Source organism: Variovorax sp. LjRoot130 (genome assembly GCF_964253755.1).
GTDB lineage: Bacteria > Pseudomonadota > Gammaproteobacteria > Burkholderiales > Burkholderiaceae_C > Variovorax.
On record NZ_CAXURM020000002.1, the window covers coordinates 858,957 to 883,714 of the forward strand.

Genomic DNA, 24,758 nt, shown 5'->3' on the forward strand with positions numbered 1-24,758 from the left:
GCGTTTGAAGCGCGCTGTGTCCGTACGAATCTTCGTGGTGAACTCCTCCGGGCCCAAGCCGGTACGAGACATAGGCTGGCACATCCACTGGATCGACTGGCATGCTGCGTGCGGCGGGCTGGCGCTGCTCGACTTCTGGGACTGGACGAAGATCAGATTGCAATGGCCCTTGGGTTGATCACGACGACGGGCAACAACATGTCGCCTGCGTTGTATTTGGTCGGGATCGCGGTGATGGGATTGATGGGTGGATTGATGTTGCCGGAAACGGCGAAGATATCGTTGCATGACGCGGGTACGGCTTATCCAGATGCGACCACCGCCGCTAAGTTGAAAGACGTACCAGAGCCCGCGGCTTAATCGCTGCGTTTTTTTTCCATCCCTCACTATGCAGAAGGCGCAGAGAAGAGATTGCCGTTCATGTATTTGAGGCCCGTATCCGATGCGACTGTGACGACTGTTGCATCGGGCCCGAGTTCACGGGCGAGCTGTATTGCCGCGGTCACGTTAAGGCCGGTCGATGTCCCGGCAAGCAACCCTTCTTCGCTCGCCAGGCGCCGGCACATCCGACGTCCCTCGTCTTCGGAGATCGCCCGTACTTCGTCATAGAGCTCTGGATCCAGCAGCGGTGGAACGAAGCCGATGCCAATCCCCTCGACATGGTGCTCGCCAGCGTAGCCGCGAGATACAACGGGCGAAGTAGCAGGCTCGAGGGCGACAATTCGCGTACCTTGGGCAGCTGCCTTGAGGGCTCTCGATACCCCCATCACCATGCCCGCCACTCCTACTGCTCCGCAGAAGGCCGAAATTCCGCTGGGAATCTGCTTGATGAGTTCGATCCCGATCTGCTCGTACCCGATGAGGGCATCACGGTTGTTGAACTGGTCTGTCAGATAGCAATTTCCCTCGTCGGCGATCGCTTTCGCTCGCTGAATCATCGAAGGAATCAAGTTCGCCGAAATCTTCCCGGACGGACTGTGAATCAGCTCAACCTCTGCGCCGAACGCAGCCATCGTTTTCAGTTTCTCTTGGGCAAATGCGTTGGATGAAACGATGCGAAATCGATAGCCCTTGACGGCACAGACAAACGCAAGAGACGAACCGGTGCTTCCCCCGCTTGCTTCGACGACAGTCATGCCAGGCTTGAGAGTCCCTCGGGCCTCTGCTTGCTCGATCATTGTCTTCGCCATGCGATCCTTGTATGAACCTGTTGGATTGAAGTACTCCAACTTCACGTATACAGATGCGCTGCCCTCCGGTACCACCCGGCGAAGTTTTACGACGGGTGTATTTCCAATTGCGCCCAAAGCTGATTCCGATGGAAGGGGAGGAGGCTGGCTCATAGGCATTCATTGTTGCATCGAGAAGGGATGAGCATTTTGAGGGCGTCGCTGGAGTAGGCGCGCGCTCGTTCAAGCGCATTGTGCTAGCGCCCAACCCATCTGCGCAAGCGGCCGCGCACCAGCGCTCGCTTGCTTTGCCTGTGCGCTCGATGCTGTCCCCGTCTCCACGCGTTTGGCGATTCCTTGCAGGATGCCGGCGAGCCGGAACATGTTGTAGGCGAGGTAGAAGTTCCAATCGGCCATCACCGCGTCGGGGTCGGCGCGGCCTGTCCGCTCGCAGTAGCGGCGCACATAGGTCTTCTCGTCGGGGATGCCGAGGGCGGCGAGGTCGAGCCCGCGAATGCCGAGGAACTGGCCCGGCTGGATGTGCCACGACATGCAGTGGTAGCTCAAGTCGGCCAGCGGATGTCCGATGGTCGAGAGCTCCCAGTCGAGCACGGCGATCGCACGTGGCTCGGTGGCGTGGAACATCAGATTGTCGAGCCGGTAGTCGCCGTGCACGATCGACACCTGGCTCTCGTCGCGCGCGCTGGCCGGTATGTGCGCAGGGAGCCAGTCCATCAACCGATCCATCTCGGGGATCGGCTGCGTGATCGAAGCCTCGTACTGCTTCGTCCAGCGGCCGATCTGGCGCTCGAAATAGTTGCCCGGCTTGCCGTAGTTCTCGAGACCCGCTGCCTTAACGTCTACGTTGTGCAGCGCGGCGATCACGCGGTTCATCTCGTCGTAGATTCGACTCCGCCGCGTGCCGTCGGCATCGGGGATCGATGGGTCCCACATCACGCGGCCGGCCATGTACTCCATCACGTAGAAGGCGCAGCCGATCACGGATTCATCTTCGCACAGCAGGTACATGTCCGGGACCGGCACGTCGGTCGCGCGCAGCGCCCGCATCACAGTGAATTCACGATCGATCGCATGCGCCGAGACCAGCAGCTTCGCCGCCGGGCCGGGCTTGCAGCGCATCACGTAAGAGCGCTCCGGCGTGTTGAGCTTGTATGTTGGGTTCGATTGCCCGCCCTTGAACTGCTCGACCGTGAGTGGTCCCTCGAAGCCGTCGACCCGCGGCTCGAGATAGGCGCGCAGCGCGGCCACATCGAACGCATGAGACTCGGGGATGGGCTTAGTGCCGGTTTGAGCTTCTGTCATGTCTAGGGTCTCGGGATTACCGTTCAATCAGGTAGGTGCGGGCATAGCTTGCCGGAACGCAGCTCAGCCTTAGGTCGTCCGAAGGTAGACGCCCGGCTCGGCCGACAAGCCTTGCTTGACTTGCCGGGTGATCTCGTCGGCCAGCACCTCTTCGGCCCCGGCTTCGAGGGCGTCGAGGCTGCGGCGCACCACCTCGTCCGGGCTGGACTTGGGCTGATCGTTGCCGCGCGCCATGTCGGTGTCAACGAACCCCATGTGCATGCCCAGTACCTGGGTGCCCTGGGCGCGCAGTTCGTGGCGCAGGCTGTTGGTCAATGACCAGGCGGCCGATTTGGTGGCGGCATAGGTCGCGAGACGCGGTGCGGTGATCCAGCTTGCGAGCGACAGGACGTTCAGGATCGCGCCGCCGCCGTGGCCTGCGAGCACCGGCGCGAAGGCGAGCGCCATGCGCAGCGGCCCGAAAAAATTGGTCTCAAACTGGGCGCGGGCGGCCTCGACGCTGCCCTCGGCAAGGAAGCCGCCGAGCGTCGCGATACCGGCGTTATTGATCAGCAGCGTGACGTCGCCGCAATGGCGTGCCGCTGCGGCAATCTCATCGGGCCTGGTGACGTCGAGGCGAATCGGTTCGACGCCGGCCAACGTGACGTTGGCGGGATCGCGCGCTGCCGCGTAGACCTTGCGGGCGCCGCGGGCCAGAGCGGCGCGGGCGAAAGCGAGACCAATGCCGCGGTTGGCGCCGGTGACGAGGACGGTGGCGTTGTCGAGTTTCATGGTCAGGTCCTTGGAGGAAGTTGAAGAGGCTGCGGTGCAGCGGTAGAGCGCGGCATGGATACGCTATTCGTTATATTTCGCGGTCGAAGGAAGGTGGGAAGCTGCGCGCAAGGCTCCCCAGGCCACGAGGGTCAGGCCGATCCGATGGGCGGCAACGGTTGCTCCGAAACCGATCAACAGCTTGGCCCCGGGGAGAGTCGGTCGCCTGGCCCACATGGTCGAAGTGGTAGTGACCGATCTCGATCGTTCCGCCGCGCTCGGGACTGAGGCCAGTGAACTTCAAATGGTCGACGAGGCTGACACGCTCGGCCGCTGCGACCGGAGATGCAATCTGGCCAAGCATGGGAGCTGCAGCCAAAGCCTGAGCGCTCAGCAGGTTGAACAGCTTCATCGCTCTAGATCTGCGCAATGCCGCCGTCGACGAACAGCTCGATGCCGGTGACGAAGCTCGATGCGTCCGAGGCCAGGAAGACTGCGACCTTGCCGATTTCATCGGGTTCCCCGATCCGACCCATCGGGATCTGACCCGCAAAACCATCAAGCAGCCCCTGCTGCTGCTCTACTGGCACCAGGCCTACCAGCCCAGGCGTTTTCGTCGGTCCGGGACTGAGGACATTGATGCGGATGTTGCGACCTTTGAGGTCCAGAATCCAGCTACGAGCGAAGTTCCGAATTGCCGCCTTAGAAGCGCTGTAGACGCTGAATGCAGGCACGCCATGTATCGAACTGGTCGAACCAACCAGGATGACTGCCGCGCCATCCGCCAACAGGGGAAGTGCCTTTTGAACTGTGAAGAGCACCCCCTTCACGTTGGTGCTGAACGTCTGGTCGAACAGCTCTTCCGTGATCGCGCCAAGCGGAGCCATGCTGCCGCCTCCCGCATTGGCGACCAAGACGTCGATGCGTCCATGGTGTTGCTTGACGGTCGCGAAGAGGGTGTCGAGATCCTGCAAGCTGGAGGCGTCGGCGCGGACGCCGGAGGCTTGATCTCCGATTTCGGCGACCGCAACGTCAAGCTCTTTCTGGCGCCGACCGGTGATAACGACGCGTGCGCCTTCGGCTGCAAACCGTTTTGCAATGGCCAGACCGATGCCGGTGCTTGCGCCAGTCACGACAGCGATCTTGCCTTGGAGGGAGGGAGTCATTTCGGGCCTTTCGGGTGGTCCGGCACGGGTTGCGCCGAATGGGGTGGATGAAGAGCGAGGTCAGGCACTGAAGCCGCTATAGGACGAGGCTTCAATCAAGGCGACCTGACCGATGCAGAAGCCCGATGCACTCATCTCGCGCACCGCGGGTCCAGCAACGCAGCGTTCTTTCACTAGCAAGACGCTGGCAAGAACGATCCGGCCCACAGCTGGCCAATCCTTGACCATGACCACAGTTGGCGGGAACACCGCCTCCGTGTTGCCAATCGCTCTGTGTTGTTGCGTTCATCAGCAAAGCCTTTACTCAACAGCCTTGCCCATGTCCTCGACCACCTTCTTGGCATCGCCGAAGACCATCATGGTCTTGTCCATGTAGAACAGCTCGTTGTCCAGACCGGCATAACCCGCAGCCATCGAGCGCTTGTTCACGATCACCGTCTTGGCCTTGTAGGCCTCCAGGATCGGCATGCCGTAGATCGGGGTGCCCTTGGTGAGCGCCGCCGGGTTCACCACGTCGTTGGCGCCCAAGATGATCGCGACGTCGGCCTGCGCGAACTCGCCGTTGATGTCTTCCATCTCGAACACCTGGTCGTAGGGCACTTCGGCCTCGGCCAGCAGCACGTTCATGTGGCCGGGCATGCGTCCGGCCACCGGATGGATCGCGTACTTCACTGTCACGCCCTTGTGGGTGAGCTTCTCGGCCAGCTCGTTGACCGCATGCTGGGCCCGGGCCACCGCCAGGCCGTAGCCCGGCACGATGATCACGGTCTCGGCATTGGAGAGCATGTAGGCCGCGTCGTCGGCGCTGCCGCTCTTCACCGGGCGCTGCTCCTTGGCGCCGCCTGTCGCCGCGGCCGCCTCGCCGCCGAAGCCGCCCAGGATCACGTTGAAGAACGAGCGGTTCATCGCCTTGCACATGATGTAGCTCAGGATCGCACCCGAGGAACCCACCAGCGAGCCGGCGACGATCAGCATCGCGTTGTTGAGGCTGAAGCCGATGCCTGCCGCGGCCCAACCCGAGTAGCTGTTGAGCATCGAGACCACCACCGGCATGTCGGCGCCGCCGATCGGGATGATGATCAGCACGCCCATCACGAAGGACAGCAGCACCATCAGGAAGAAGGCGGTCCAGCTCTCGGTGAAGACGAACACCAGGCCGAGCGCGATGGTCAGCAAGCCAAGCGCCAGGTTCAGCATGTGCTGGCCCTTGAACTGGACCGGCGCGCCCTGGAACAGCCTGAACTTGTACTTGCCCGAGAGCTTGCCGAAGGCGATGACCGAGCCGCTGAAGGTGATGGCGCCAATGGCCGCGCCCAGGAACAACTCGAGCCTGTTGCCCGCGGGAATCATCTCGCCCTTGGGCGTGATGTTGAAGGCGTGCGGCTCGGCCACGGCCGCAACCGCGATGAACACCGCCGCCAGGCCGATCATGCTGTGCATGAAGGCGACCAGCTCAGGCATCTTGGTCATCTCGACCTTGTTGGCCATGTAGGCGCCCAGGCCGCCGCCGAGCACCAGCGCAACCAGCACGTAGCCCAGGCCGGTGAGATTGCCGCCCGCCAGCTTGTAGATGAGCGCACCCGTCGTCAGCACGGCAATGGCCATGCCGGTCATGCCGAAGATGTTGCCGCGGATGGAGGTGGTGGGATGCGAGAGGCCCTTCAGGGCCTGGATGAAGCAGATGCTGGCAACGAGGTACAGCAGCGTGACGAGATTCATGCTCACTTGGCGACTCCCTCTTCAGCCTTGGGCGCGGCCTTCTTCTCTTTCTTCTTGAACATCTCGAGCATGCGCCGCGTGACGAGGAAACCGCCGAAAACGTTCACCGCGGCCAGCGCCACCGCGAGCACGCCCATGGTCTTGCCCAGCGTGGTTTCGGTGAGCGCGGCTGCCAGCATGGCGCCCACGACCACGATGGCAGAGATCGCGTTGGTCACGGCCATGAGAGGCGTGTGCAGCGCGGGCGTGACGGTCCACACCACGTGGTAGCCCACGTAGATGGCCAGCACGAAGATGATGAGGTTGATGACGGTATGGGAAACGGGATCCATGGATTCTTCTCCTCGCGTGGGTGCCGGGGGTGGCTTACTTCTTCGTGACCTTGCCGTCGTGCGCGACGCGGCAGGCGGCGACGATGTCGTCTTCGAGGTCGATCTTCAGGCCGCCCTCCTTGGTGACGATGAGCTTGAGGAAGTCGAGCACGTTGCGCGCATAGAGCGCCGACGCGTCGGCCGCCACCAGCGCCGCAAGATTGGTCTCGCCCACGATGGTCACGCCGTGCTTGATCACCGTCTTGTCGGCTTCCGACAGCGGGCAGTTGCCGCCCACGCCGCCCGTGCCCTTGCCGGCCGCGATGTCGACGATCACCGAGCCCGGCTTCATGGCCTTGACCATGTCCTCGGTGATGAGCGTGGGCGCGGCGCGTCCCGGAATGAGCGCGGTGCTGATGACGATGTCGGCTAGCGCCACGCGCTTGGCCACTTCGACCTGCTGGCGCGCGAGCCAGCTGGGGGGCATGGGCTTGGCGTAGCCGCCGACGCCGACCGCGGCTTCTTTCTCCTCGTCGGTGTCGTAGGACACCTCGATGAACTTGCCGCCCAGCGATTCGATCTGCTCCTTGACGCTCGGACGCACGTCGGAGGCCTCGATCACGGCGCCCAGGCGCTTGGCGGTGGCAATGGCCTGCAGGCCCGCCACGCCGACGCCCAGGATGACCACGCGCGCCGCCTTCACGGTGCCGGCGGCGGTCATCAGCATGGGGAAGAAGCGCTGGTATTTGTCGGCCGCGATCATCACGGCCTTGTAGCCGGCGATGTTGGCCTGCGATGAGAGCACGTCCATGCTCTGGGCGCGGGTGGTGCGCGGCGCAGCTTCGAGCGCAAACGCCGTGAGGCCGGCACCGGCCAGACGCTGCAGGCCGGCGGCATCGAACGGGTTGAGCATGCCGATCACCACGGTGCCCGGCTTCATGAGCGCGGTTTCCGCATCGCTGGGCGTGCGCACCTTGAGCACCATGTCGGCCCCGAAGGCGGTCGCCACGTCGGTGATTTCGGCGCCGACCGCCTGGTAGGCGGCGTCGGTGACGCTGGCTGCAACGCCGGCCCCCGACTGCACGCGAACCGCGTGCCCCGTGGCGACAAGTTTTTTCACCGTCTCGGGCGTAACGGCCACGCGGGTTTCGCCGGCCATTGTCTCGGCAGGCACGCCAATCTTCAATGTCACAGCGCGGCACCAAGCGAGGAGCGTAGCAATTTCCCAACTGCTGACCGAGGGAGCTTTGTCCGAAATTCAATGATCTTTGGACGCTTATACGCAGTTAGGTTTGCCTTCATGTGTTGTCTAATTGATTCTTCAGTTAGCGCGTCACTTCGAGGCACCACAACCAATTTCACGGCTTCTCCAGTGAGCTCATCAGGAACGCCGACCGCCGCGCACTCAAGCACCTGATCCATTTCGATAGCGACAGCTTCAATCTCGCTGGGATAAACGTTGAACCCGCTCACCAGCATCATTTCCTTCTCCCGGCCAGAAATACACAGATAGCCGTGTTCATCAATACAACCGAGATCGCCGGTAAGAAAAAAACCGTCTTTCGTCATGAAACGAGCAGTTTCGGCGTCGCGCTGCCAATAACCCTTGAACAACTGTGGGCCGCGAACTGCAATTTGTCCAATCTCTCCCAATGGCAGGGCTTCGAATTTTTCGTTAAGGATCAATACTTCCGTTGACGGTGCTGGCGGGCCGACGGTCCCTTGGCGAATATTGCCGTGAGGTGGGTTGCAGCTTACCGTTCCGGACGTCTCGGAAAGTCCGTATCCCTCGCTAATGGAACAACCTGTTCTTTCGAGCCATCTCGCGGCAATTGGACGTTGCGTGGCCATTCCGCCAGCAGTGGTAACCTTGAGATGTCGCCAATCGACTGTGTCGAACTCAGGATCATTCATCAAGTTGCTAAACAGCGTATTGATGCCGGGCAGCATATGAAAAGGGGCTTCACGCAATTTCGCCAGCATCTTCGCCGAGTCGCGAGGATCGGTAATCAAGAGCACAATTCCCCCCAATTTAATACTCGCCAGAAGTGTTATGAAAGAAACTATGTGGTATAGAGGCAATGCACACGCGAACACCGGGACGGGTATGTCTGCCAATGCGGGCTGGAACCAAGCGGAGTTTTGAGCAGTGTTGGCCAGTAAGCTTTCATGAGAGAGCATTGCCCCCTTGGAAACCCCCGTGGTCCCGCCGGTGTATTGCAGAACCACGGTGTCACTTTTGGCCAGCTTGGGCGTCGAATACGTCGCGGACAACCCAAGCGAGAGCGCTTCAGGCATATCGATGACTGATTTGACGGCATGATTTGTGCCAGGATTTTCTCGCCTGGGTTTCAAATCACTGCGCAGGTTGCACAGAATTGAATGGTCAACCCGCGTCTGGGATAGGCCATCCTTCACTGCATCGAATTGACTTTCGAGCAATATGGCCACCTCAGCTTCAGCGTCCGATACTTGCAGCAGAAACTCCCGAGAAGTGTAGGCGGGGTTAACGTTGACCAATACCATCCCCGCTCGAATTACACCGATTGCCGCTATAACGTATTGTGGTGAATTGGGAAGAGCGACGGCTACTTTTGCTCCCGCCTCGAGCCCCAATGTTTGTAGATGCGCTGCAATTCCTAGACTCAACGAATCTAGATCTGAATAGCTGAGTTCACTATCTTCATGACGAATAGCAATGCGATCGCTCAAACGATAAAACGAAGCACTGAAAAAATCGGCAAGGGTCCGGTACTCCTTCAAGGGATCGATAGTGTGCGGAACTTGAGGCGGATACCACTCCAGCCACGGGCGATTGTTCATTAGTTGCCCCCGCTACTTCGCAGTTGCAGCAAGGCCAGCGGTTGCTGGGAGTTTGATAAGCATTTTTCCGGTGTTTCCCCCCTCAAACATGCGCTGCAGGGCAGTGGGGAAAGTCTCAATGCCTTCGAGCACATCTTCGTAGGATTTGATCCAGCCGGCAGCTAACCAACCTCGCAATGCATGCAGTGCCTCAGGATAACGCTTTTCATAATCGAAAATTACAAACCCTTCCATCGTGGCTCTGTTCATGAGCAGAGACATGTAATTTCTTGGCCCGTTGCCGCGCGCTACATTGTTGTATTGTGAGACGGCCCCACAGACCACAATACGCGCACCGCGGCGAATGCGACCGAGAGCTAGATCAAGTACTTCGCCGCCGACATTGTCAAAGTAAACGTCAACACCTTCCGGGCATGCTTTTGACAACTGAGCACGTGCGTCAGACTGTTTGTAGTCAACGGCAGCATCAAACCCCAGATTGTTTACAAGGTGAGCGCATTTTTCTGCGCCCCCCGCAATACCAACGACGCGACATCCCTTGATCTTGGCGATTTGGCCGACAACTGAACCCACGGCTCCTGCAGCGCCGGACACCAGGACCGTTTCGCCGAACTTGGCCTTCCCTATTTCCAGAAGACCGAAGTACGCCGTAAAACCAGGAGTACCAAGGGCGCCCATATAAGCCGTTGCTGGCACATTTGAGATATCAATCTTCGTAAGTTCATTGGCATTCATGGTTGCGAACTCTTGGACACCAAAAGCTCCTAGCACGGCGTCACCGACGCTGAATCTCGCGTCGTCGGACTGCAAGACCAAACCGGCCCCGGCGGCCCGCATGACATCACCGATAGCAATTGCCTCCATGTAGGACTTCCCTTCATTCATCCACGACCGCATGGCGGGATCCACAGAAATGAAGGTGACTGCCACGAGCACCTTTCCGTTCTCTGGTGCCATTACTGTCGTTTTTACCTGCTGCCAGTCACTTTCTTTTGGCAGCCCACTGGGACGCTGCCTGAGAACGAACTGCTTGTTGGATAGTTGCGAAAGGTCAGTCATGGGATATCTCCGAGTTCAAATTGCTTAAAATTGTCGATTGGTCGAAAGATTTGCGAATTCAACAACCTGGCTGGCCATAAGCTGAATTTGCTGTATCACGGAAATCGATTGGCAGGTGCCTTCAGAATCGAGCGGCGCTTCAGCTATGTTGATGGCGACGCCCATCGGGGTAGGCCACCCTCTCAGCGCATGCACTATCTCCCTCAAGGACGCCATCGTTCCGACGGCCGCCTGCCATCCACCAGCTATGGCCATGCACCCGACCGCTCGTTCGCTGAAATAGGGGCGCTTATCACTTCTGGTTTCTTCGGCATAGTCAAGCGCGTTCTTCATGAACCCGGATACGGTTCCGTGATAGCCAGGCGAAGCGATAATGATTCCGTCGGCTCTGCGCAACTCTTTAACAAGCAGTTGTGCTGCAACGTCTGCCGCTGCGCTGGGTTCATAGAGAGGCAAACGAAGCGAATTGGCACCGAGGAAGCTTGTGGTTGCCCCTGCCTTTTCAGCGGCGCTGAGTGCAAGCTGCAGATAGCGCTCGGCACTTGAACCGGGTCTTGTCCCACCCCCAATGCCGAGGATCCGTGGCGAGGAATTAGTCATCATGCGGCCTCGAAATGCTGCAGTTGAGGTCCGCTTTCAACGGCGGACCAGTACTCGCGGGTTAGCCTGTCCATCAAAGCGGCCGTTGGCTCAATCGCATTGAGCGATCCGACACCATGGCCGGCTGACCACACCTTCGTCCAACGCTCAATGTCTCCGTTGCGCACCGGCTCTGCAGACTCGAGTTCGTCTGCATTAATGCCGACCGCGGCCAGGCTTTTTCGCAGCCAATACGCCGGCACTCCAGAAACAGCTTTAGTCAAGATCAGATCGTCAATATCCGAATCCAGCAACATCTGACGATATGAGTCGCTGGCCATTGATTCCGGGCAGGCGATAAATGCTGTACCCATGGACGCAAGGTCCGCGCCCAGCGTCTCCGCAGCTCGAATACCGGACCCATTGATGATTCCCCCGCCCAAGACTATCGTCCCGCCGAAAAACTCTCGAATGGCCGGGACCATTGCAAAGGCGCTCATCATCCCGGTATGCCCTCCCGCGCCAGCAGCTACTAGGACAAGCCCGTCGACTCCGAGCGATACGGCTTTTCGGGCGTGTTGTACAGAGTTCACATCAGCAAACACTCGTCCGCCATACGAGTGCACGCATTCGATTACCTCCTTAGGACTGCCAAGAGCTGTAATGATTAGCGGTGGCCGATAGCGCGCCACTACATCAAGGTCTTGGCTGAGCCGCTGATAGCTTTTATGAACCAGCAGGTTCACGCCCCACGGCGCATCAGTCGGCCCTAGCTGAGTTGAAATCCGATGGAACCACTCATCCAGGATTTCAACAGTCCTGGCATTCGCGGCCGGAACGGTTCCAATGGCACCTTTACGGCACGCAGCCACTACCAGCTCGACGGTAGACACCAGAAACATCGGTGCGATAAGGAGCGGCAATTTCAACCGTCTGAGCCAGTCTTCAGGCATTGTCATTTGCGTCCTCAAAGCATTGCGGAATTCGTCGGAAGGCCGAGATACAGCCGGCCCGTGAGTTCATACGTGGACTCACTGACCATCATGTGCTGGGACGCAGTTAAGACATCGCGCAGGCAATGCTGAAGTTGAGAGTCGTCAAAGATCGCGCTGCCACCCGCACAGGAATACACCCGAGTGACGACTTCGACCGCTTGCTCGCTTGCATGGGTCGTCGCCAGTCGAAGGTCTCGGCGTAGCGCCACAGAAATCTCCCCCGAGTTGGTGGACGCCGACCATGCCCGGTCAACCGCGTCAATCAGGAAGGCCCGAGCGGAGCGAAGCTGGGCTTCCGCCCTTGCTACATGCTGCTGAGTTGAGGCGCGCTCGGCCAAAAGACGGGCACTGCCTTGAGGCGTCTTTTTTGTTGCGAGCTCTATCAGGCTATCGATGGCAAGACGTGCGATGCCGAGCGCTACTGCTGCAATGCCCACGCCCAGAATGCAAAACACCGGAAACTTAAACAATGCACCTGGGATCGGTACGTCGGTAAGTATCGATGCCGACAGGCCGGCAGGGACGAATGCATCTTTTACGCTGTATTCATTGCTACCTGTTCCGCGCAAACCGAGCGTGTGCCACGTGTCGGCTATCGACACTTGCTCTGCTCTAAAGACCATGGAACGATTTTCCAGTGTCCCGTCCGCCAGTTTTTCTGGTTTTCCATCCTCTCCCAAAATCACACATCCGCCGGTGATGAAATCAGCGTTGTACGATGCTGATCCCCACATCCAACTTCCATTTACCAGGAAACCCGGTACCCCGTCGACTACCGTGCGGACCGCAGTCCCGCGCGGCGCGAATACTCCGGCCATTTTGATGTTTGGATTCTTAAATATTACTTTTGCTTCGGGACCAGGAAGATAACCCCCAATGATGGTCGATGTGTTCGAGATAAACGTGCACCATGCCGCCGCAGCATTAGCTTGTGCCAGTTTTTCAACGACGGCCACGAATGTATGCACATCCGCCTCCAAGCCACCGAGTGCACGCGGAACGAACATGCGATAAAGGCCGGCCTGAGCCAGTCTTTCGGCAAGTTCGTTTGGCAAATGTCTTTCTTTTTCTACCGTGTCGTTTGCCGCTTGCAAGATTGGGCTCAACTCTTGGCATGCGTAAAGCAGTTCATCACGCTGCGTCAACTCTGATGGTTCGTACTCAAACGTCATAGGGTAAGCTTTCGTTCATTGGCGAATTGATATTCGTGCATTCACGCGCCGATCACCGCGCTGGTGCCACCATCGACAACAATTGCATGACCGGTCATGTGTTTCCCGGCTGCAGAAGCGAGCAACAGAGCAGCGCCTTTCAGGTCGTCTGGATCGCCCAGCCGCCCAAGAGGCGTCGTGCTGATGATTCTTTCCTCACCAAACGCTGCAATCACCCCGTCTGCCATCTTGCTTGGGAAAAGCCCCGGGGAGATCGCATTTACGGTAATTCCGTGCTTACCCCATTCGGCAGCAAGTGCACGGGTAAACGTGATAACTGCTCCTTTACTGGTGTTGTAAGCGACGCATTCCATTGGCGCTGGATTCCCGCCGAGCCCAGCAATTGAGGCGATGTTGATGATGCGACCGCGCTTGCGCGGGATCATGCTTCCCACGGCAGCTTGTTGGCTAAAAAGAAAAAGACTTCTGATATTCAGATTCATGACGCGGTCCCAGGCTTGAAGCGTGTGGGTTTCAGCCGAGGCGCCCCAGGAAGTTCCCGCGTTGTTGATCAATATGTCCAAATGGCCGAGCGTGTCGAGAGTTCTGCTGCAAACACGTTGGACCTCGGACGAGTCGCTGGAGTCGGCCGCAACCCAGGACGCCTCGATTCCAAGACTTCCCAGGTGAGCGGCTGCGGCCTCGAGCTCGGCCTCCTTTCTTGCCGTCAGCATGAGCCGCGCACCAGCACTACCGAGCGCCTCCGCAATTTGGAGCCCGATGCCTCGCGACCCGCCCGTGATAAGAGCGGTGGAACCTTCAAGGTCGAAAAGCGTATTGGAATAGTGGTTCATGGATTTATACAATGCTCCAAGTGGAGAAGTTGCGGAGAAATTTTTTTTCCGGGGGAAACTCTGTTCAGGGGCGTGCCATTCGACAGGTTGAGGGTCTTGCAATTTCTTCAGCAGCGAACTCGCGCACAGGCGCGAATGTTTTACCAGTTCCTTCGGCACTGTATGGGAATTGAGCGCTCACGCTCGTCCATACAGTTACAAAAAACGGCTGCTGAAGTTGGTGATCCGATTTTCTCATTTCGACCACGCCATTAAAGCCGCGGAATTTCGCTCCTTCCATCTGCGCTGCCACCCGGACCACATCTACAGATTGCACCTGTTGAATTGACCTACTTAACAGTTCGAAGACTAAGGCAATACTGTGCGTATAGAAATCGTCGTTGAACCGCTTACGAAATTCATTCATCCAGACGTTCATTTGACCGCCCATGTTGTAATGACTGAAGGCGACTTGAAACACTCGATTGTCGGCAATCCCGCGGAGTGCTGTGGGGGTGCCGGCAACCGCCGCGTAGTAGGTGTAGATAGCGCCTTTCCAACCGCTTTCTTCTGCGGCCTTCACAAGCAGCGAAAGGTCTGTCCCCCAGTTCCCTGTAACGATCGTATCCGCTCCAGAAGCGCGGACTTTTGCCATGTAAGGTGCGAAATCACGTGTCTGTGCGAGTGGATGGCGATCGTCGCCAACAATTGCGATATCCGGCCTCTTCTCCCGCAGGCGGAGTTTCGCGGCTTCTGCGATTTGGATGCCCGAGGAATAATTCTGATTGACTAAATATACTTTCTTGACCATAGGCTGGTCTTTTATAAAGCTTGTCAATGCCTCCATCTTCATCGCTGTGTCAGCCTCAAAGCGGAAGTGCCAGTAGCTGCATCGGCTGCCAGTCAGCTCCGGATCGGTGGCAGCGTGGTTTAGGTAAAGGACTTCCCGTCCTGGGTTGCGCTGGTTGTGCTTTTCGATCGCGTCGATAAGCGCCAGCGCCGGCGCTGAACCAGTGCCTTGCGCAACAAACCGAATACCCTGATCTAGTGCGCTCTGAAGTGCTGAGACAGTTTCAGACAGACTCAGCTTGTTATCGAACGCAACGATTTCAAATTGCAGGCCGGCTGCGTTAGATTTGCTGAATTGTTCTGCTAGGAACTGATAGGTCCTCAGCAGGTTTGTGCCTACGGAACCCATCATCCCGGACAAGGGTTCGATCACTGCAATTTTCACCACCTGGCCTTTCAGCACAGGCTTCTGGTTTTGCGCGAGCGCTTGTCTTGAAAGACCTAACCCAGCCACTGCCCAAGTCGCGATGCGGGCGAAGTGCCTCCGCGTGAAGGTTGTTGGTGCCATCAGAAAAGTACTCCAAGTGGATAAGTTGCAGTCTGGGTAATCTAACTGCCGCGGGGTCGGGCGGAACTAGTACTTACCCGAGAGCAGTCGCGCAGGTGATCTAAGGGAGAGCTCCAAGTGATTCACGACGCGACCCCTGATGCAACCCTGAAGGCCAACAGTTCTGGGCGCGAATCCGAAGCTTCAGTGGCCGGAATCACGGTGGCTCAAGGCCAACGCGACCGCCTAGTGCACTGGGGGCTGGAGTGCCGCGACGCCGTCAGCGCGCAAGGCTGGTGAGAGCCCGGTGCCTGAACTCTCCATCTCATCGTGCAGCGTTGATCTTTTGGTGCTGTGTGGCTCGCGAGGCCGAACCTGCACGCTGTCACTGACACGGCGAGGGCCCCATCGCGCCTGGCTCTTCGCCAACTGACAAGGCAACCGCATGGTCCTTGTGCAAGATGGTCTGGCTATGCAGGCGCCAGCGGAGTCAAGGCTGCTTCCGCTGGGCGAACATGGCCCTGCGACACAGATGGCCTGTCGCGTGAACAGCTCAATGCATTTGTGCTCGGGCACTGCGGCAGCGCTTGGGCGATGGAGGCAGGGTCACATCAACATGGCGTGAGCGTCAAGTGGCCAAGCAGCAATTGGGACGTTTGCCAATAGGCCGCGTGCCGCGGAGTTCGGCAAGCTGGCGCCCATGCTCAGCAGCGAACAACTCCAGGGACTCGGCGAGGCCGAACTGTGAAGTTGCAAGGCATCTCCACCCGCTCGGTGGACGATCTGGTCAAGTCGCTCGGCATGAGCGGCGTCTCCAAGAGCCAGGTCAGCCGGCTGTGCGGCGAACTCGATGAGCGCGTCAACGCCTTCCTGGGGCGTCAGATCGAGGGCGACTGGCCCTACCTGTGGATCGATGCCACCTACGTGAAGACGCGCGAGGCCGGGCGCATCGTGAGCGTGGCGGTGATAGTGGCCGTGGGCGTGAACACCGATGGCCAGCGCGAGGTGCTGGGCCTAAAGGTCGGCGCCTCGGAGGCCGAGCCCTTCTGGACCGAGTTCCTGCGCAGCCTGAACCGTCGAGGTCTTCGCGGTGTGAAGCTCGTGATCAGCGACAGCCACGAGGGCATCAAGGCGGCCGCCGCGAAGGTGCTGAAGGCCACTTGGCAGCGTTGCCGGGTGCACTTCATGCGCAACGCCCTGGCGCATGCCGGCAAGACGCAGCGGCGCATGGTCTCGGCCGCCATCGGCACGGTGTTCGTGCAGGACTCGGCCGAAGCGGCGCGGGCGCAATGGAGGTCGGTCGCCGACCAGCTCCGAGACAAGTTCCCCAAGCTTGGCGCTCTGATGGACGACGCGGAGAACGACGTGCTGGCCTTCATGACCTTCCCGCGGGCGCACTGGACGCAGATCTACTCGACCAACCCGCTGGAGCGGCTGAATGCCGAGATCAAGCGACGCACGAACGTCGTGGGCATCTTCCCCAACGACGCCTCGATCACGCGGCTCGTCGGCGCCATGATGCTCGAACAGAACGACGAGTGGTCGCTCAACCGGCGCTATATGCAGCTTGAAGGCTTGCAGACCCTGAGCGACACTGCGCCCACTCGGCTGTCCGCAGTGGCTCGCTGAGTACCGTGCAACTCAGCCTTCTCTGGGCTGTGGACCTACACCACGGAATGGGGCGCGACCCCCCTATCCTTTGAGAGTGTTGAGCCTCGACAAAACCGGACGCATTTCAATCTCTTAGAGACGGTCTGCTTGAACCTAAATCTCCCACTTGAGGCCCGATGATCGAACGTCCTCTTCTGCTAAGCTGATGGTCCAAACGACTTTTAAGAGCCTTCCGTGAGCGCCTTTGCTGAACCAGATTTGCCACTAAGCGCGCGTGGAAGTCAGCGTCACAAAGACTTGATCGCAGCGGCGCTTCGCGTACTAGTTCGCGACGGGCATCATGCTGTAACCTTGCGAGCGGTTTCAGTCGAAGCCAATGCAAGTCATGGAGCGATCAACTATTACTTCGGCTCCCGAAGCGCCCTAATGTGCGCACTCGCTGAAGATGTTTGCCGTCGAATTGCAAACAACATCACCCTCGTCACGCCTAAACTTGGGAAGTGCGCGGACGACGCCGATCGGTTCGCCACCGTTCTTGCGGAGCACAACATCAAGTACATGGTCAATGATCATGCGATGGGCATGGCGATCACCGAACTTACGCTCGCGGGGTCGCGCGACTTAGAGTTGGGTAGCGTGCTGGTGAAATGGGGAAAGATACATGCCAGTCTGATGCGGGATAGCTTTCTGAAACTTGGGTCCAGTGATCCAGATTTGGATTATGCCTTTGTGTTGAATTGTGTTAACGGACTCATCATGGCGCAGCTCGCGATACCGCGTCGCGATTTCGAAACACGTATTCTGCAGCCCTCATTACTTCGGCTAGTTCGCGCCATTGCCAGTGAAAAACCGAACAATGTTCCGGCGAACTCTTGATTAAAGACGGTCGAGAAGTTTGCGCCAGATCGTCTACTATCAATAAGTTAGCTGCCTTGCCAAGGCGTACCAATGCCGGGTGCGACTCGTTCGGTGCGGCATTTCGGATCCTTCTAACTCCCTTCCGCCAAGGAAAGAAAACAGCCGACTCCAATTAGTGACCTGCCCGGTTTGATCAACACTGTTTTTCTTCAATGCCGTGGCCGGTGTACCGATACCAGTTGATCTCGGTCGCAGATAACCGGCCTCCTCAGGCCGGGTGCCCTCGAAGGCCTTTTGCAGGAGTCCCCTGATCTCGCCTCGCTGAGCTACGCCGGCCTCTCGCGGGTTCCAGTACGGGTTGCTCACAACGAGATCTGTGGCACGGTCAAGGTCATTCTTCTTCATGCCGATGTCCCGGAGCGCCACCGGTGCCCCGTTGTCTCGCGCCAGGTCGAACAGGGCCGCCGCGGCGCTGCCTCGCACCCCGGTGCCGATTCCCACCGCGCGCTCGATGCGGGACGTGGCCGCGGGCGCCGCTCGCGCGTTGAAGGCGAGGGCGTGAGGCAGCACCACCGTGTGCACCTCGGCATGCGGCAGGTTGAAGCTGCCGCTCAGGGTGTGGCACAGCTTGTGGTGCAGCGCCATGCCCACGTTGCCCAGCACCGTCCCGCATAGCCAGGCACCATACAGCGCATCCCCGCGCGCATCGATATCGTCACTGCGCCGAAGGATGGCCGGCAGTGCCCTGGCCAGTGCACGGATGCCTTCCTCGGCCATCAGGTCCATCACCGGATTGCCGTCGCGCGCGTACAGGCCTTCGGCCGCATGCGCGATCGCGTTCATGCCACTCGTGATACTAATGGCCACGGGCAGGCCGGATAGAAGGCAGAGTCGAGTCGTCGAACAATGGGCCGCTGCTGCTTGGCCACAACTTGGTGAATCCATCTGTGTACTTCAAGCCCATGGCCCAGCCTACTTCAAGAAGACCGGCGACAAGCAGAAGCATCCAGGCCATACGATTCTCAGTTCGGCGATCCAGACGCCGCATCCGATCGACTCTATCGTTGTTCATAAGACCGCCGAATTTCAGCGGACACAAGGTACTGATCGCGTTTCGCCAGCGAGCGGGTGCGGAATGCCGCCATCACCATAGCAGCGGACAACCTGTGCAATGACCACCTGGTAGCCCTTGAGCCAAAGCGCCTGGCGCTTCTTTGCAGCGATGTGTGCGGGGTGCCCGATGAGGTCCTGGAGCGCCTCCATCGTCTTCCAGTAGTACACGTTGGAGACGAGCCCTGTTGCAGGGTTCTCCCAGCTCTCCTCGCCAAGGTAGCCTGGGATGGACTTGGCAAGCTGTGCAATGACGTTGTCCAAGGCATGGAACTCGTCGTCGAACTCGCCCTTTGCGAAAGTGAAGGTGGACGTGTACATGGGTCGTGCAGGCTCGTCAGCTCACTCCGCTGGCGTTGCGCATCAATTCCGACATTTCCTCGCGTCCGCGCGCCTTCAACATTTCTGCGGCATTGAGGCGGTCACGCGCTTCCTTGTTCTGGCTGAGCTTGGACTTGCCCACCAGCGAGGTGACGGCAATCTCGATGCCCACGATGTTGCGCACCATGCTGTCGATGTACTCGGGTGCGGAGTCGCCCATCTTCCAGGGCTTCGGCTCGGCCGCCTCGTGCCGCCGCGTCAGGCGCGCGATGATGCGGCGCGCAAAGCGCTCGTCGTCATGCACGGTGAGCACGCCGTGCGCGTGCACCACCTCGTAGTTCCAGGTCGGCACCTGGCGGTGCGCCTCCTGCTTGGACGGGTACCAGCTGGGCGAGATGTAGGCCTGGGCACCGCCGAAGATGACCATCACCGGAGTTCCCGTGGGGCAGCGCTGCCACAGCGGGTTGGCGCGAGCGACGTGCGCCGAGAGCAAGCCATGTGCTCCAACATCGGGATCGAACTCGAAGGGGAGGGTGATCGGCGTCCAGGCCCGCGGTCCCTTGCGTGACCAGCGCACCCAGCGGATGCTCGCGGATGATGCGGGTCAGTTCCTCGGGTCTTGTTTCGGCGAAGTGCGTGGGGATGTACATCGGGGGAAGGTGGGAATGGTGTGGGCAGCTGGTACTGTCGCGCGGAACCGGCACAATGGGAAGGTCCAATTCCATTCCTTTTGCATGGACCAGTTTCATACGCCGCTAAGCCCAAGTTCTGGTGCCGACAGGGCCGGACGCCGCATCTACGACCTGCTGCGTTCCCAGATCGCCGACGGGACGCTCGCCGCAGGCGCGCAGGTGCCGTCCACGCGTGCCCTGGCGGCAGATTTGGGGGTGTCGCGCACCACCGTCAACGCCGCCTACGAGCAGCTTGCGGCCGAGGGCTTTCTTGCCACGTCGGCCGGGCGGGTTGCCCGTGTCGCAAGTCCGCTGGCTGCGCCCGAGCGTCCCGATACGAAGCCGAAGCAGCGCGGCAGGACTGCACCGACTCTCTCGGCCTTCGGTTGTCGCTTGGCGGCGATCGACATGCCCGGGCTTGCTCCTGCGGAACCTTGCCGCATCGACTTCCTGTACGGCGCTGTGGCCTCTCGCGACTTTCCGGCGCTGGCCTGGCGGCGTGCCTACCAGGCCGAACTGCTGCGCCATCAACGCCGGCTCTACTACGTCGCGCCCGAAGGCGATGCGTCGCTGCGCCGATCCCTGCAGGGATACCTCCGGCGCGCGCGGGGCCTGGCCTGCGATGCCGAGCAGATCCTCATGGTGCACGGCTCACAGCAGGCCATCGACCTGTGCGCGCGGCTCCTGTTGAATCCCGGCGACGCCTTCGTCTTCGAGGAGCCCGGCTACCTGATGGCGCGTCGGTGCTTCGAGGCCACCGGCGCGGAGGCCTTGGCAATACCGGTGGACGCCCAAGGCCTGGACACCGCCATGCTGCCAAACGACGATCGCACCCGCCTGGCCTATGTGACGCCTTCGCACCAATTTCCACTGGGAGGTGTGCTGCCGATCGGCCGGCGCCTCGAGCTGCTCCGTTGGGCACGAACGCACCACGCCTGGGTCGTGGAGGACGACTACGACGGCGAGTTTCGCTACGGCCAGCGCCCGATCGACGCACTGCAGTCGGTGGACAGCGATGGCCGCGTGATCTACATAGGCATTTTTTCCAAGGCGCTGTCGCCGCAGCTTCGGCTCGGCTACCTGGTGCTGCCGCCTGAACTGGTGCCGGTGTTCCGGCAGGCCAAGCGACTGGCCGACCGCCATGCGCCTGTGCTGGAGCAGCGTGTGCTGGCGTCGCTGATCGACAGCGGCGCCTACGAGCGTCACGTGCGGCGCACGCGCCGCGCGCACGAACGCCGGCGCGCGGCGCTGCTCGATGCAGTTGTGCGCCACCTGCCCGGCGGCGCCGCAGTCACCGGTACGGCGGCCGGACTGCATGGGGTGCTCTGGCTGCCGTTCCTGCGGCCGCAGGACGAGCCCGCGCTGGCGGCTGCTGTCCGTAGCAAGGGCGTGGGCGTCTACCCGGTGTCGCCGCTGTTCGCCAAGCCGGAGTCGCGCATGCAACCCCGGCCAGCCGGGCTGATTCTGGGATATGCCAGTCTGACGGTCGAGGAGATCGATCAGGGAATGCGTGTTCTGGCAGCGGTGCTCGCCGAGCGGTGAGCGAAGCCGAGCGCTGAAGCGCGCCTCCGCCGAACTGGATGCGGTACTTGATCAGGTGCTCTGGCTGAGTCTCACGCTACTTCTTTGGCGTGCCAGCACTTGCGCTTCAGACTGTCCAACCAGCGTCTGATAGGCGGCAGGGGCAGTGGCACCTTCGGTACTGATCAGCAGCACGCGCGCATCGGGCCCCAGGCCGACCCTGGCGGCTTGTTCCGCGTGCTTTCCTAGTTTGAGGAGGCCTGCGAGGCCAGCCGCACCTGATTCGCCAGAGACGACAGGGAGATCCAATTCATTGCCGGTCGCCAGGACCCGCATCGCAGAAATCGCGTCGTCATCACTGATGGTCATGAAGTAGTCAGCTCCGGACACAAGAAACCTCCATGCAAGTGGAGATGTTTCGCCGCAGGCCAAGCCCGCCATCACGGAGTCGACCGAGCCCGTTGCCTTGGACGCAACGCCGCGCAATGCACTTTGAAAAAGACAGTCCGCCTGTGCCGGTTCGACGATCACCACCGTGGGGCGACGCTCCCCATAGCATTCCCAAAAGTAGCTCAGGATTCCTGCCGCGAGGCCGCCAACGCCGCCTTGCAGAAAGACATGGGTGAACGGCACTGCTTCGTCGCTACCGAACGCTTCCACAATTTCAGCAGCGACAGTTCCGTACCCTTGCATGACATCCCGCGGGACCTCCTCGTAGCCGTCGTATGAAGTGTCTGAAACGACATGCCAATCGTTGGCCCTGGCGAGGTGAGCGGCTTCCTCGACAGAAGCGTCGTAGTTCCCCTGGACACGTAACACCGTGGCGCCAAATTTGGCGATCGCCTGCTCTCGCTCTTCGCTCACATTCGCATGGAGAACGATCACACAACGGCAGCCCATGCTCTTTGCTGCCGCCGCAAGGCCTTTTCCGTGATTGCCATCTGTCGCGCTGATCACTGTAAAGGCTTCCAACAACGACCTGTAGCCGCCTTTGAAAAGCACTTTGGGATCCAGGTTGCGATCAGGCCACAAGCGAAGAATCAGCCGAGCCAGAGCAATCGGCGCTCCAAGCGCCTTGAAACTCCCGAGATCGGACCGGCAAGACTCATCCTTCAGATAAAGCTTTCCGATTCCCAGGCTGCGAGCCAGGTCACTGAGTTCGTACAGCGGAGTGGGGCCCGGATTCAAACTATCCCAGGACGAGATCCAGTCGCGGCTCTCCTCGGCCTTGGCGATGGACATCACCGACCGGAGTTCACTGGGATACGCGCTGCGCGTGGCGCGTTCATTGGCAATCAGCATATTTCGATTCCGTTGGTTGTTTGCGCTCCGCTGGCTCGAACGCCCGGAGTCCATGAATCCTAGGACCGCTTCTTGTGTCGCTTGGCGCGATCTGGACTGCAAAAACAGGAGAACGAACCAGATCCATGGGAAAGAATGAAAGGCTGTTGCGTACGCGAGCGCTCTCGCCCTGGCCACCAAGGGCAGATAATGGACGGCATGCAACTCGATAACTACGACGTGAAGATCTTGGGTCTGCTCCAGAGGGACAGCAAGATATCGCAGCGCGAACTGTCGGAGGCTGTCAATCTGTCTCCGTCCGCGGTCAATCGTCGGATCGCAGCTCTCGAATCCTCGGGGGTGATCGCCGGCACCGTGTGCGTAATCGACCCGTCGTCCGTGGGTCACCCCATCACTATCCTCGTTGAGGTAAAACTCGAGAGTGAGAGGCTTGATTTGCTCGACGAGGTGAAGACACGCTTTGCCGCCTGTGCGCAGGTGCAGCAGGTCTATTACGTCACGGGGGAGTTCGACTTTGTGCTCGTGATGGTCGTCAAGGACATGACGGAGTATGAACAACTTACCCGCGACCTTTTCTTCAGCTCGGGGAATGTCAAGGGGTTCAAGACTTATGTCGCCATGCAGCGTGTCAAGGTCACACTGAGCGTTCCCCTGGCTGAGAAGTGACTGGAATAGGGCACTGAGCCGCTTCCAGAGCGGGCATGCCGCTCCAGGACGGAGCCAAGCACCATACGTGCAATAAAACGTCCCATAACGCGTCAACTCTGCGGAATCACACGGGGGATCGGTGTTTTTTCTCGCTCTGCGCGCACCAGAATTCTCCTCACCGATGGCGGCGATGGGCGTGAACCTACTTCATCACACCCGGGCCTACACAGTTCAGCAGACTGACCATTTTAAAGGAGCAAGCTCATGAGCATCAATCGCCGCCAAGTTCTGAAAGGTGTCGCAGGAGTCGGCGGGGCAGTCATTGCGCCGTCATTCCTCGCAGTACCGGCACTGGCCCAGAGTCTCAAGGGCACCGGCGAGGTCGTCGTGTACGACGGCGGCGGGTCGTGGGGAGAGGCCAAGCGAGTGGCGCTTTTCGATCCCTTCGAGAAGGAGACCGGGATCAAGGTCATTGCGCAGCCGCGTACCGATCTGGGCGCTGTTCGCGCGAGCGCGTTGGCTGGCTCCCCGCGATACGACGTAACCATCTTGACGGGCGGAAATACCACGGCCTTCGAGCGCGAGAACCTGCTGGTTCCGATCGACTACGGATACTTCAGCAAAGCCGATCTGGACGCTTTCAACCCTGTTCCGACAGGGAAGTTCACCGTCCCGCACATCATCTATTCACTGCTGATCGCCTACGATCCCGCGAAGTTCGGCAGCAACTCGATCTCTTCCTGGGCCGATGTGTGGGACACGAAGAAGTTCCCGGGTGGTCGCACACTGTGCACGGGGACACGCGGGCCGGACGGCGCTGTCTTCGAGGCGGCTCTTCTGGCGGACGGCGTGGACCCCGCAAAGATCTATCCGATTGATTGGGATCGTGCATTCAAGAGCCTTTCCCGCATCAAGCCAGAGATTGTCAAATGGTGGAACAGCGGTGCCGAGGGCCCCCAGCTGTTGATCGACAAACAGGTGACCGCCGGCAGCGGATGGAATGGGCGAATCTACGCTGCAAACGAAAAGAGCCAGAAAATCGGATTCACTTGGAACCAAGGCATCCTGCAATACGACAGCTGGGTGGTTCTCAAGGGCTCCAAGAATCTTGATAACGCTAACAAGTTGCTCGCTTTCATGTCGCGCGCAGAAGTGCAGGCGAACTTCTCCAAGCACATTCTGTATGCGCCGCCGAATTCACGCGCCTACGACTTCATTCCTGCGGAACGCGCAAAGATGCTGCCGACGTATGCCGAATTCAAAAAACAGCAGATTGTTCAGGACTACGCCTTCTGGAACGCGCTGGGCAAGAACGGTCGCCCCAACAATCTCACCGCGGTGGCGGAATGGGAGCGGTGGCTGGTCGGTGCGCGCTGAAAGGCGCATCTAGCGAATTGAATCGTTCCTTCGTCGGATCTTGACGCCGCACGGCACATGCAGGCGCGTGCCCCGTCATACCCGATCGTTGGCTAGACACGCCTTGAAGTCATTCGGAACATCTC

The 24,758-nt window shown here is 59.7% G+C and carries 21 protein-coding genes and 4 pseudogenes; 5 read left to right on the forward strand and 20 right to left on the reverse strand.

Annotation, left to right across the window (positions count from 1 at the left end; all coding sequences use genetic code 11):
- Window positions 1-386: 386 nt before the first annotated feature.
- The 15 genes from ACSQ86_RS33930 to ACSQ86_RS34000 form a co-directional block, all read right to left on the reverse strand.
- On the reverse strand, window positions 387-1,349 hold the full coding sequence (locus tag ACSQ86_RS33930) for a PLP-dependent cysteine synthase family protein (RefSeq protein WP_436310617.1): 963 nt from the start codon (window positions 1,347-1,349) through the stop codon (window positions 387-389).
- A gap of 63 nt (window positions 1,350-1,412) precedes the next feature.
- On the reverse strand, window positions 1,413-2,492 hold the full coding sequence (locus ACSQ86_RS33935; protein ID WP_436297741.1) for a phosphotransferase: 1,080 nt from the start codon (window positions 2,490-2,492) through the stop codon (window positions 1,413-1,415).
- Window positions 2,493-2,561: 69 nt separating this feature from the next.
- A complete protein-coding gene (locus tag ACSQ86_RS33940; protein ID WP_436297742.1) occupies window positions 2,562-3,263 on the reverse strand; it encodes an SDR family oxidoreductase in 702 nt (233 codons plus the stop codon).
- Between the two features lie 70 nt (window positions 3,264-3,333).
- Window positions 3,334-3,654, reverse strand: a complete 321-nt coding sequence (locus tag ACSQ86_RS33945; RefSeq protein ID WP_436310618.1) for a hypothetical protein — start codon at window positions 3,652-3,654, stop codon at window positions 3,334-3,336.
- Window positions 3,655-3,658: 4 nt separating this feature from the next.
- Entirely contained in the window at window positions 3,659-4,408 is a 750-nt protein-coding gene (locus ACSQ86_RS33950) for an SDR family NAD(P)-dependent oxidoreductase (protein WP_436297744.1), read from the reverse strand.
- A 300-nt stretch (window positions 4,409-4,708) separates the two neighbouring features.
- On the reverse strand, window positions 4,709-6,133 hold the full coding sequence (locus ACSQ86_RS33955) for an NAD(P)(+) transhydrogenase (Re/Si-specific) subunit beta (protein ID WP_436310619.1): 1,425 nt from the start codon (window positions 6,131-6,133) through the stop codon (window positions 4,709-4,711).
- Window positions 6,130-6,459, reverse strand: a complete 330-nt coding sequence (locus ACSQ86_RS33960) for an NAD(P) transhydrogenase subunit alpha (RefSeq protein ID WP_436310620.1) — start codon at window positions 6,457-6,459, stop codon at window positions 6,130-6,132. Before ACSQ86_RS33960 ends, ACSQ86_RS33955 begins: the two co-directional genes overlap by 4 nt.
- Before the next feature lie 34 nt (window positions 6,460-6,493).
- Window positions 6,494-7,624 carry a Re/Si-specific NAD(P)(+) transhydrogenase subunit alpha gene (locus ACSQ86_RS33965; protein WP_436310893.1) on the reverse strand — a complete coding sequence of 377 codons (1,131 nt, stop codon included), beginning with the start codon at window positions 7,622-7,624 and terminating at the stop codon, window positions 6,494-6,496.
- Between the two features lie 2 nt (window positions 7,625-7,626).
- On the reverse strand, window positions 7,627-9,261 hold the full coding sequence (locus ACSQ86_RS33970) for an AMP-binding protein (protein WP_436310621.1): 1,635 nt from the start codon (window positions 9,259-9,261) through the stop codon (window positions 7,627-7,629).
- 12 nt (window positions 9,262-9,273) lie between these two features.
- Window positions 9,274-10,320: an NADP-dependent oxidoreductase gene (locus tag ACSQ86_RS33975; RefSeq protein WP_436297747.1), complete on the reverse strand. Its 1,047-nt coding sequence runs from the start codon at window positions 10,318-10,320 to the stop codon at window positions 9,274-9,276.
- 24 nt (window positions 10,321-10,344) lie between these two features.
- On the reverse strand, window positions 10,345-10,923 hold the full coding sequence (locus ACSQ86_RS33980) for an NADPH-dependent FMN reductase (RefSeq protein ID WP_436297748.1): 579 nt from the start codon (window positions 10,921-10,923) through the stop codon (window positions 10,345-10,347).
- Window positions 10,920-11,852 (reverse strand): NAD(P)H-dependent flavin oxidoreductase, encoded by a 933-nt coding sequence (locus ACSQ86_RS33985; protein ID WP_436297749.1) that lies wholly within the window; start codon window positions 11,850-11,852, stop codon window positions 10,920-10,922. The genes ACSQ86_RS33980 and ACSQ86_RS33985 overlap by 4 nt, the downstream gene beginning before the upstream one ends.
- A gap of 14 nt (window positions 11,853-11,866) precedes the next feature.
- Window positions 11,867-13,066 (reverse strand): acyl-CoA dehydrogenase family protein, encoded by a 1,200-nt coding sequence (locus tag ACSQ86_RS33990; RefSeq protein WP_436310622.1) that lies wholly within the window; start codon window positions 13,064-13,066, stop codon window positions 11,867-11,869.
- A gap of 41 nt (window positions 13,067-13,107) precedes the next feature.
- Window positions 13,108-13,899: a glucose 1-dehydrogenase gene (locus ACSQ86_RS33995; protein WP_436306832.1), complete on the reverse strand. Its 792-nt coding sequence runs from the start codon at window positions 13,897-13,899 to the stop codon at window positions 13,108-13,110.
- A gap of 64 nt (window positions 13,900-13,963) precedes the next feature.
- The gene (locus ACSQ86_RS34000; RefSeq protein WP_436306831.1) at window positions 13,964-15,235 is read right to left on the reverse strand and encodes a branched-chain amino acid ABC transporter substrate-binding protein; all 1,272 of its coding nucleotides are present in this window, start codon (window positions 15,233-15,235) and stop codon (window positions 13,964-13,966) included.
- 729 nt (window positions 15,236-15,964) lie between these two features.
- Here ACSQ86_RS34000 and ACSQ86_RS34005 point away from each other — a divergent pair.
- Window positions 15,965-16,843, forward strand: a pseudogene (locus ACSQ86_RS34005) (IS256 family transposase); the annotation flags it as partial.
- A 216-nt stretch (window positions 16,844-17,059) separates the two neighbouring features.
- Window positions 17,060-17,701, forward strand: coding sequence for a TetR/AcrR family transcriptional regulator (locus tag ACSQ86_RS34010; RefSeq protein ID WP_436310623.1), 642 nt, complete (start codon window positions 17,060-17,062; stop codon window positions 17,699-17,701).
- Between the two features lie 252 nt (window positions 17,702-17,953).
- Here ACSQ86_RS34010 and ACSQ86_RS34015 read toward each other — a convergent pair.
- The 4 genes and pseudogenes from ACSQ86_RS34015 to ACSQ86_RS34030 all read right to left on the reverse strand — a co-directional run.
- A pseudogene (locus ACSQ86_RS34015) lies at window positions 17,954-18,556 on the reverse strand (maleylacetate reductase); the annotation flags it as partial.
- A gap of 46 nt (window positions 18,557-18,602) precedes the next feature.
- Window positions 18,603-18,698: pseudogene (locus ACSQ86_RS34020) on the reverse strand (SMR family transporter); the annotation flags it as partial.
- 71 nt (window positions 18,699-18,769) lie between these two features.
- Complete coding sequence (locus tag ACSQ86_RS34025; RefSeq protein WP_436306829.1) at window positions 18,770-19,114, reverse strand: antibiotic biosynthesis monooxygenase family protein; 345 nt, start codon at window positions 19,112-19,114, stop codon at window positions 18,770-18,772.
- Window positions 19,115-19,130: 16 nt separating this feature from the next.
- Window positions 19,131-19,764 (reverse strand): annotated as a pseudogene (locus tag ACSQ86_RS34030) (FMN-binding negative transcriptional regulator).
- Between the two features lie 84 nt (window positions 19,765-19,848).
- Between ACSQ86_RS34030 and ACSQ86_RS34035 the strand changes: the two are divergent.
- Entirely contained in the window at window positions 19,849-21,327 is a 1,479-nt protein-coding gene (locus ACSQ86_RS34035) for a PLP-dependent aminotransferase family protein (RefSeq protein ID WP_436310624.1), read from the forward strand.
- Window positions 21,328-21,378: 51 nt separating this feature from the next.
- Here the strand turns inward: ACSQ86_RS34035 and ACSQ86_RS34040 are convergent, their stop codons facing one another.
- Window positions 21,379-22,608 (reverse strand): diaminopropionate ammonia-lyase, encoded by a 1,230-nt coding sequence (locus tag ACSQ86_RS34040; RefSeq protein ID WP_436310625.1) that lies wholly within the window; start codon window positions 22,606-22,608, stop codon window positions 21,379-21,381.
- A 198-nt stretch (window positions 22,609-22,806) separates the two neighbouring features.
- Here ACSQ86_RS34040 and ACSQ86_RS34045 point away from each other — a divergent pair, with 198 nt between their 5' ends.
- Together ACSQ86_RS34045 and ACSQ86_RS34050 are read left to right on the forward strand one after the other, a co-directional pair.
- Window positions 22,807-23,274 carry an Lrp/AsnC family transcriptional regulator gene (locus ACSQ86_RS34045; protein WP_436310626.1) on the forward strand — a complete coding sequence of 156 codons (468 nt, stop codon included), beginning with the start codon at window positions 22,807-22,809 and terminating at the stop codon, window positions 23,272-23,274.
- Window positions 23,275-23,520: 246 nt separating this feature from the next.
- A complete protein-coding gene (locus ACSQ86_RS34050) occupies window positions 23,521-24,633 on the forward strand; it encodes an ABC transporter substrate-binding protein (protein ID WP_436310627.1) in 1,113 nt (370 codons plus the stop codon).
- Window positions 24,634-24,758 lie beyond the last annotated feature (125 nt).

Excerpts from the sequence above, each read along its gene's own strand:
- ACSQ86_RS34035 (WP_436310624.1), top strand. The coding sequence starts at position 19,849 with ATGGACCAGTTTCATACGCCGCTAAGCCCAAGTTCTGGTGCCGACAGG.
- ACSQ86_RS33945 (WP_436310618.1), bottom strand. The coding sequence starts at position 3,654 with ATGAAGCTGTTCAACCTGCTGAGCGCTCAGGCTTTGGCTGCAGCTCCC.
- ACSQ86_RS33985 (WP_436297749.1), bottom strand. The coding sequence starts at position 11,852 with ATGCCTGAAGACTGGCTCAGACGGTTGAAATTGCCGCTCCTTATCGCA.
- ACSQ86_RS33975 (WP_436297747.1), bottom strand. The coding sequence starts at position 10,320 with ATGACTGACCTTTCGCAACTATCCAACAAGCAGTTCGTTCTCAGGCAG.
- ACSQ86_RS34000 (WP_436306831.1), bottom strand. The coding sequence starts at position 15,235 with ATGGCACCAACAACCTTCACGCGGAGGCACTTCGCCCGCATCGCGACT.
- ACSQ86_RS34050 (WP_436310627.1), top strand. The coding sequence starts at position 23,521 with ATGAGCATCAATCGCCGCCAAGTTCTGAAAGGTGTCGCAGGAGTCGGC.
- ACSQ86_RS33970 (WP_436310621.1), bottom strand. The coding sequence starts at position 9,261 with ATGAACAATCGCCCGTGGCTGGAGTGGTATCCGCCTCAAGTTCCGCAC.
- ACSQ86_RS33935 (WP_436297741.1), bottom strand. The coding sequence starts at position 2,492 with ATGACAGAAGCTCAAACCGGCACTAAGCCCATCCCCGAGTCTCATGCG.
- ACSQ86_RS33980 (WP_436297748.1), bottom strand. The coding sequence starts at position 10,923 with ATGATGACTAATTCCTCGCCACGGATCCTCGGCATTGGGGGTGGGACA.
- ACSQ86_RS34025 (WP_436306829.1), bottom strand. The coding sequence starts at position 19,114 with ATGTACACGTCCACCTTCACTTTCGCAAAGGGCGAGTTCGACGACGAG.
- ACSQ86_RS33990 (WP_436310622.1), bottom strand. The coding sequence starts at position 13,066 with ATGACGTTTGAGTACGAACCATCAGAGTTGACGCAGCGTGATGAACTG.
- ACSQ86_RS33930 (WP_436310617.1), bottom strand. The coding sequence starts at position 1,349 with ATGCCTATGAGCCAGCCTCCTCCCCTTCCATCGGAATCAGCTTTGGGC.
- ACSQ86_RS33960 (WP_436310620.1), bottom strand. The coding sequence starts at position 6,459 with ATGGATCCCGTTTCCCATACCGTCATCAACCTCATCATCTTCGTGCTG.
- ACSQ86_RS33950 (WP_436297744.1), bottom strand. The coding sequence starts at position 4,408 with ATGACTCCCTCCCTCCAAGGCAAGATCGCTGTCGTGACTGGCGCAAGC.
- ACSQ86_RS34040 (WP_436310625.1), bottom strand. The coding sequence starts at position 22,608 with ATGCTGATTGCCAATGAACGCGCCACGCGCAGCGCGTATCCCAGTGAA.
- ACSQ86_RS33995 (WP_436306832.1), bottom strand. The coding sequence starts at position 13,899 with ATGAACCACTATTCCAATACGCTTTTCGACCTTGAAGGTTCCACCGCT.
- ACSQ86_RS33940 (WP_436297742.1), bottom strand. The coding sequence starts at position 3,263 with ATGAAACTCGACAACGCCACCGTCCTCGTCACCGGCGCCAACCGCGGC.
- ACSQ86_RS34045 (WP_436310626.1), top strand. The coding sequence starts at position 22,807 with ATGCAACTCGATAACTACGACGTGAAGATCTTGGGTCTGCTCCAGAGG.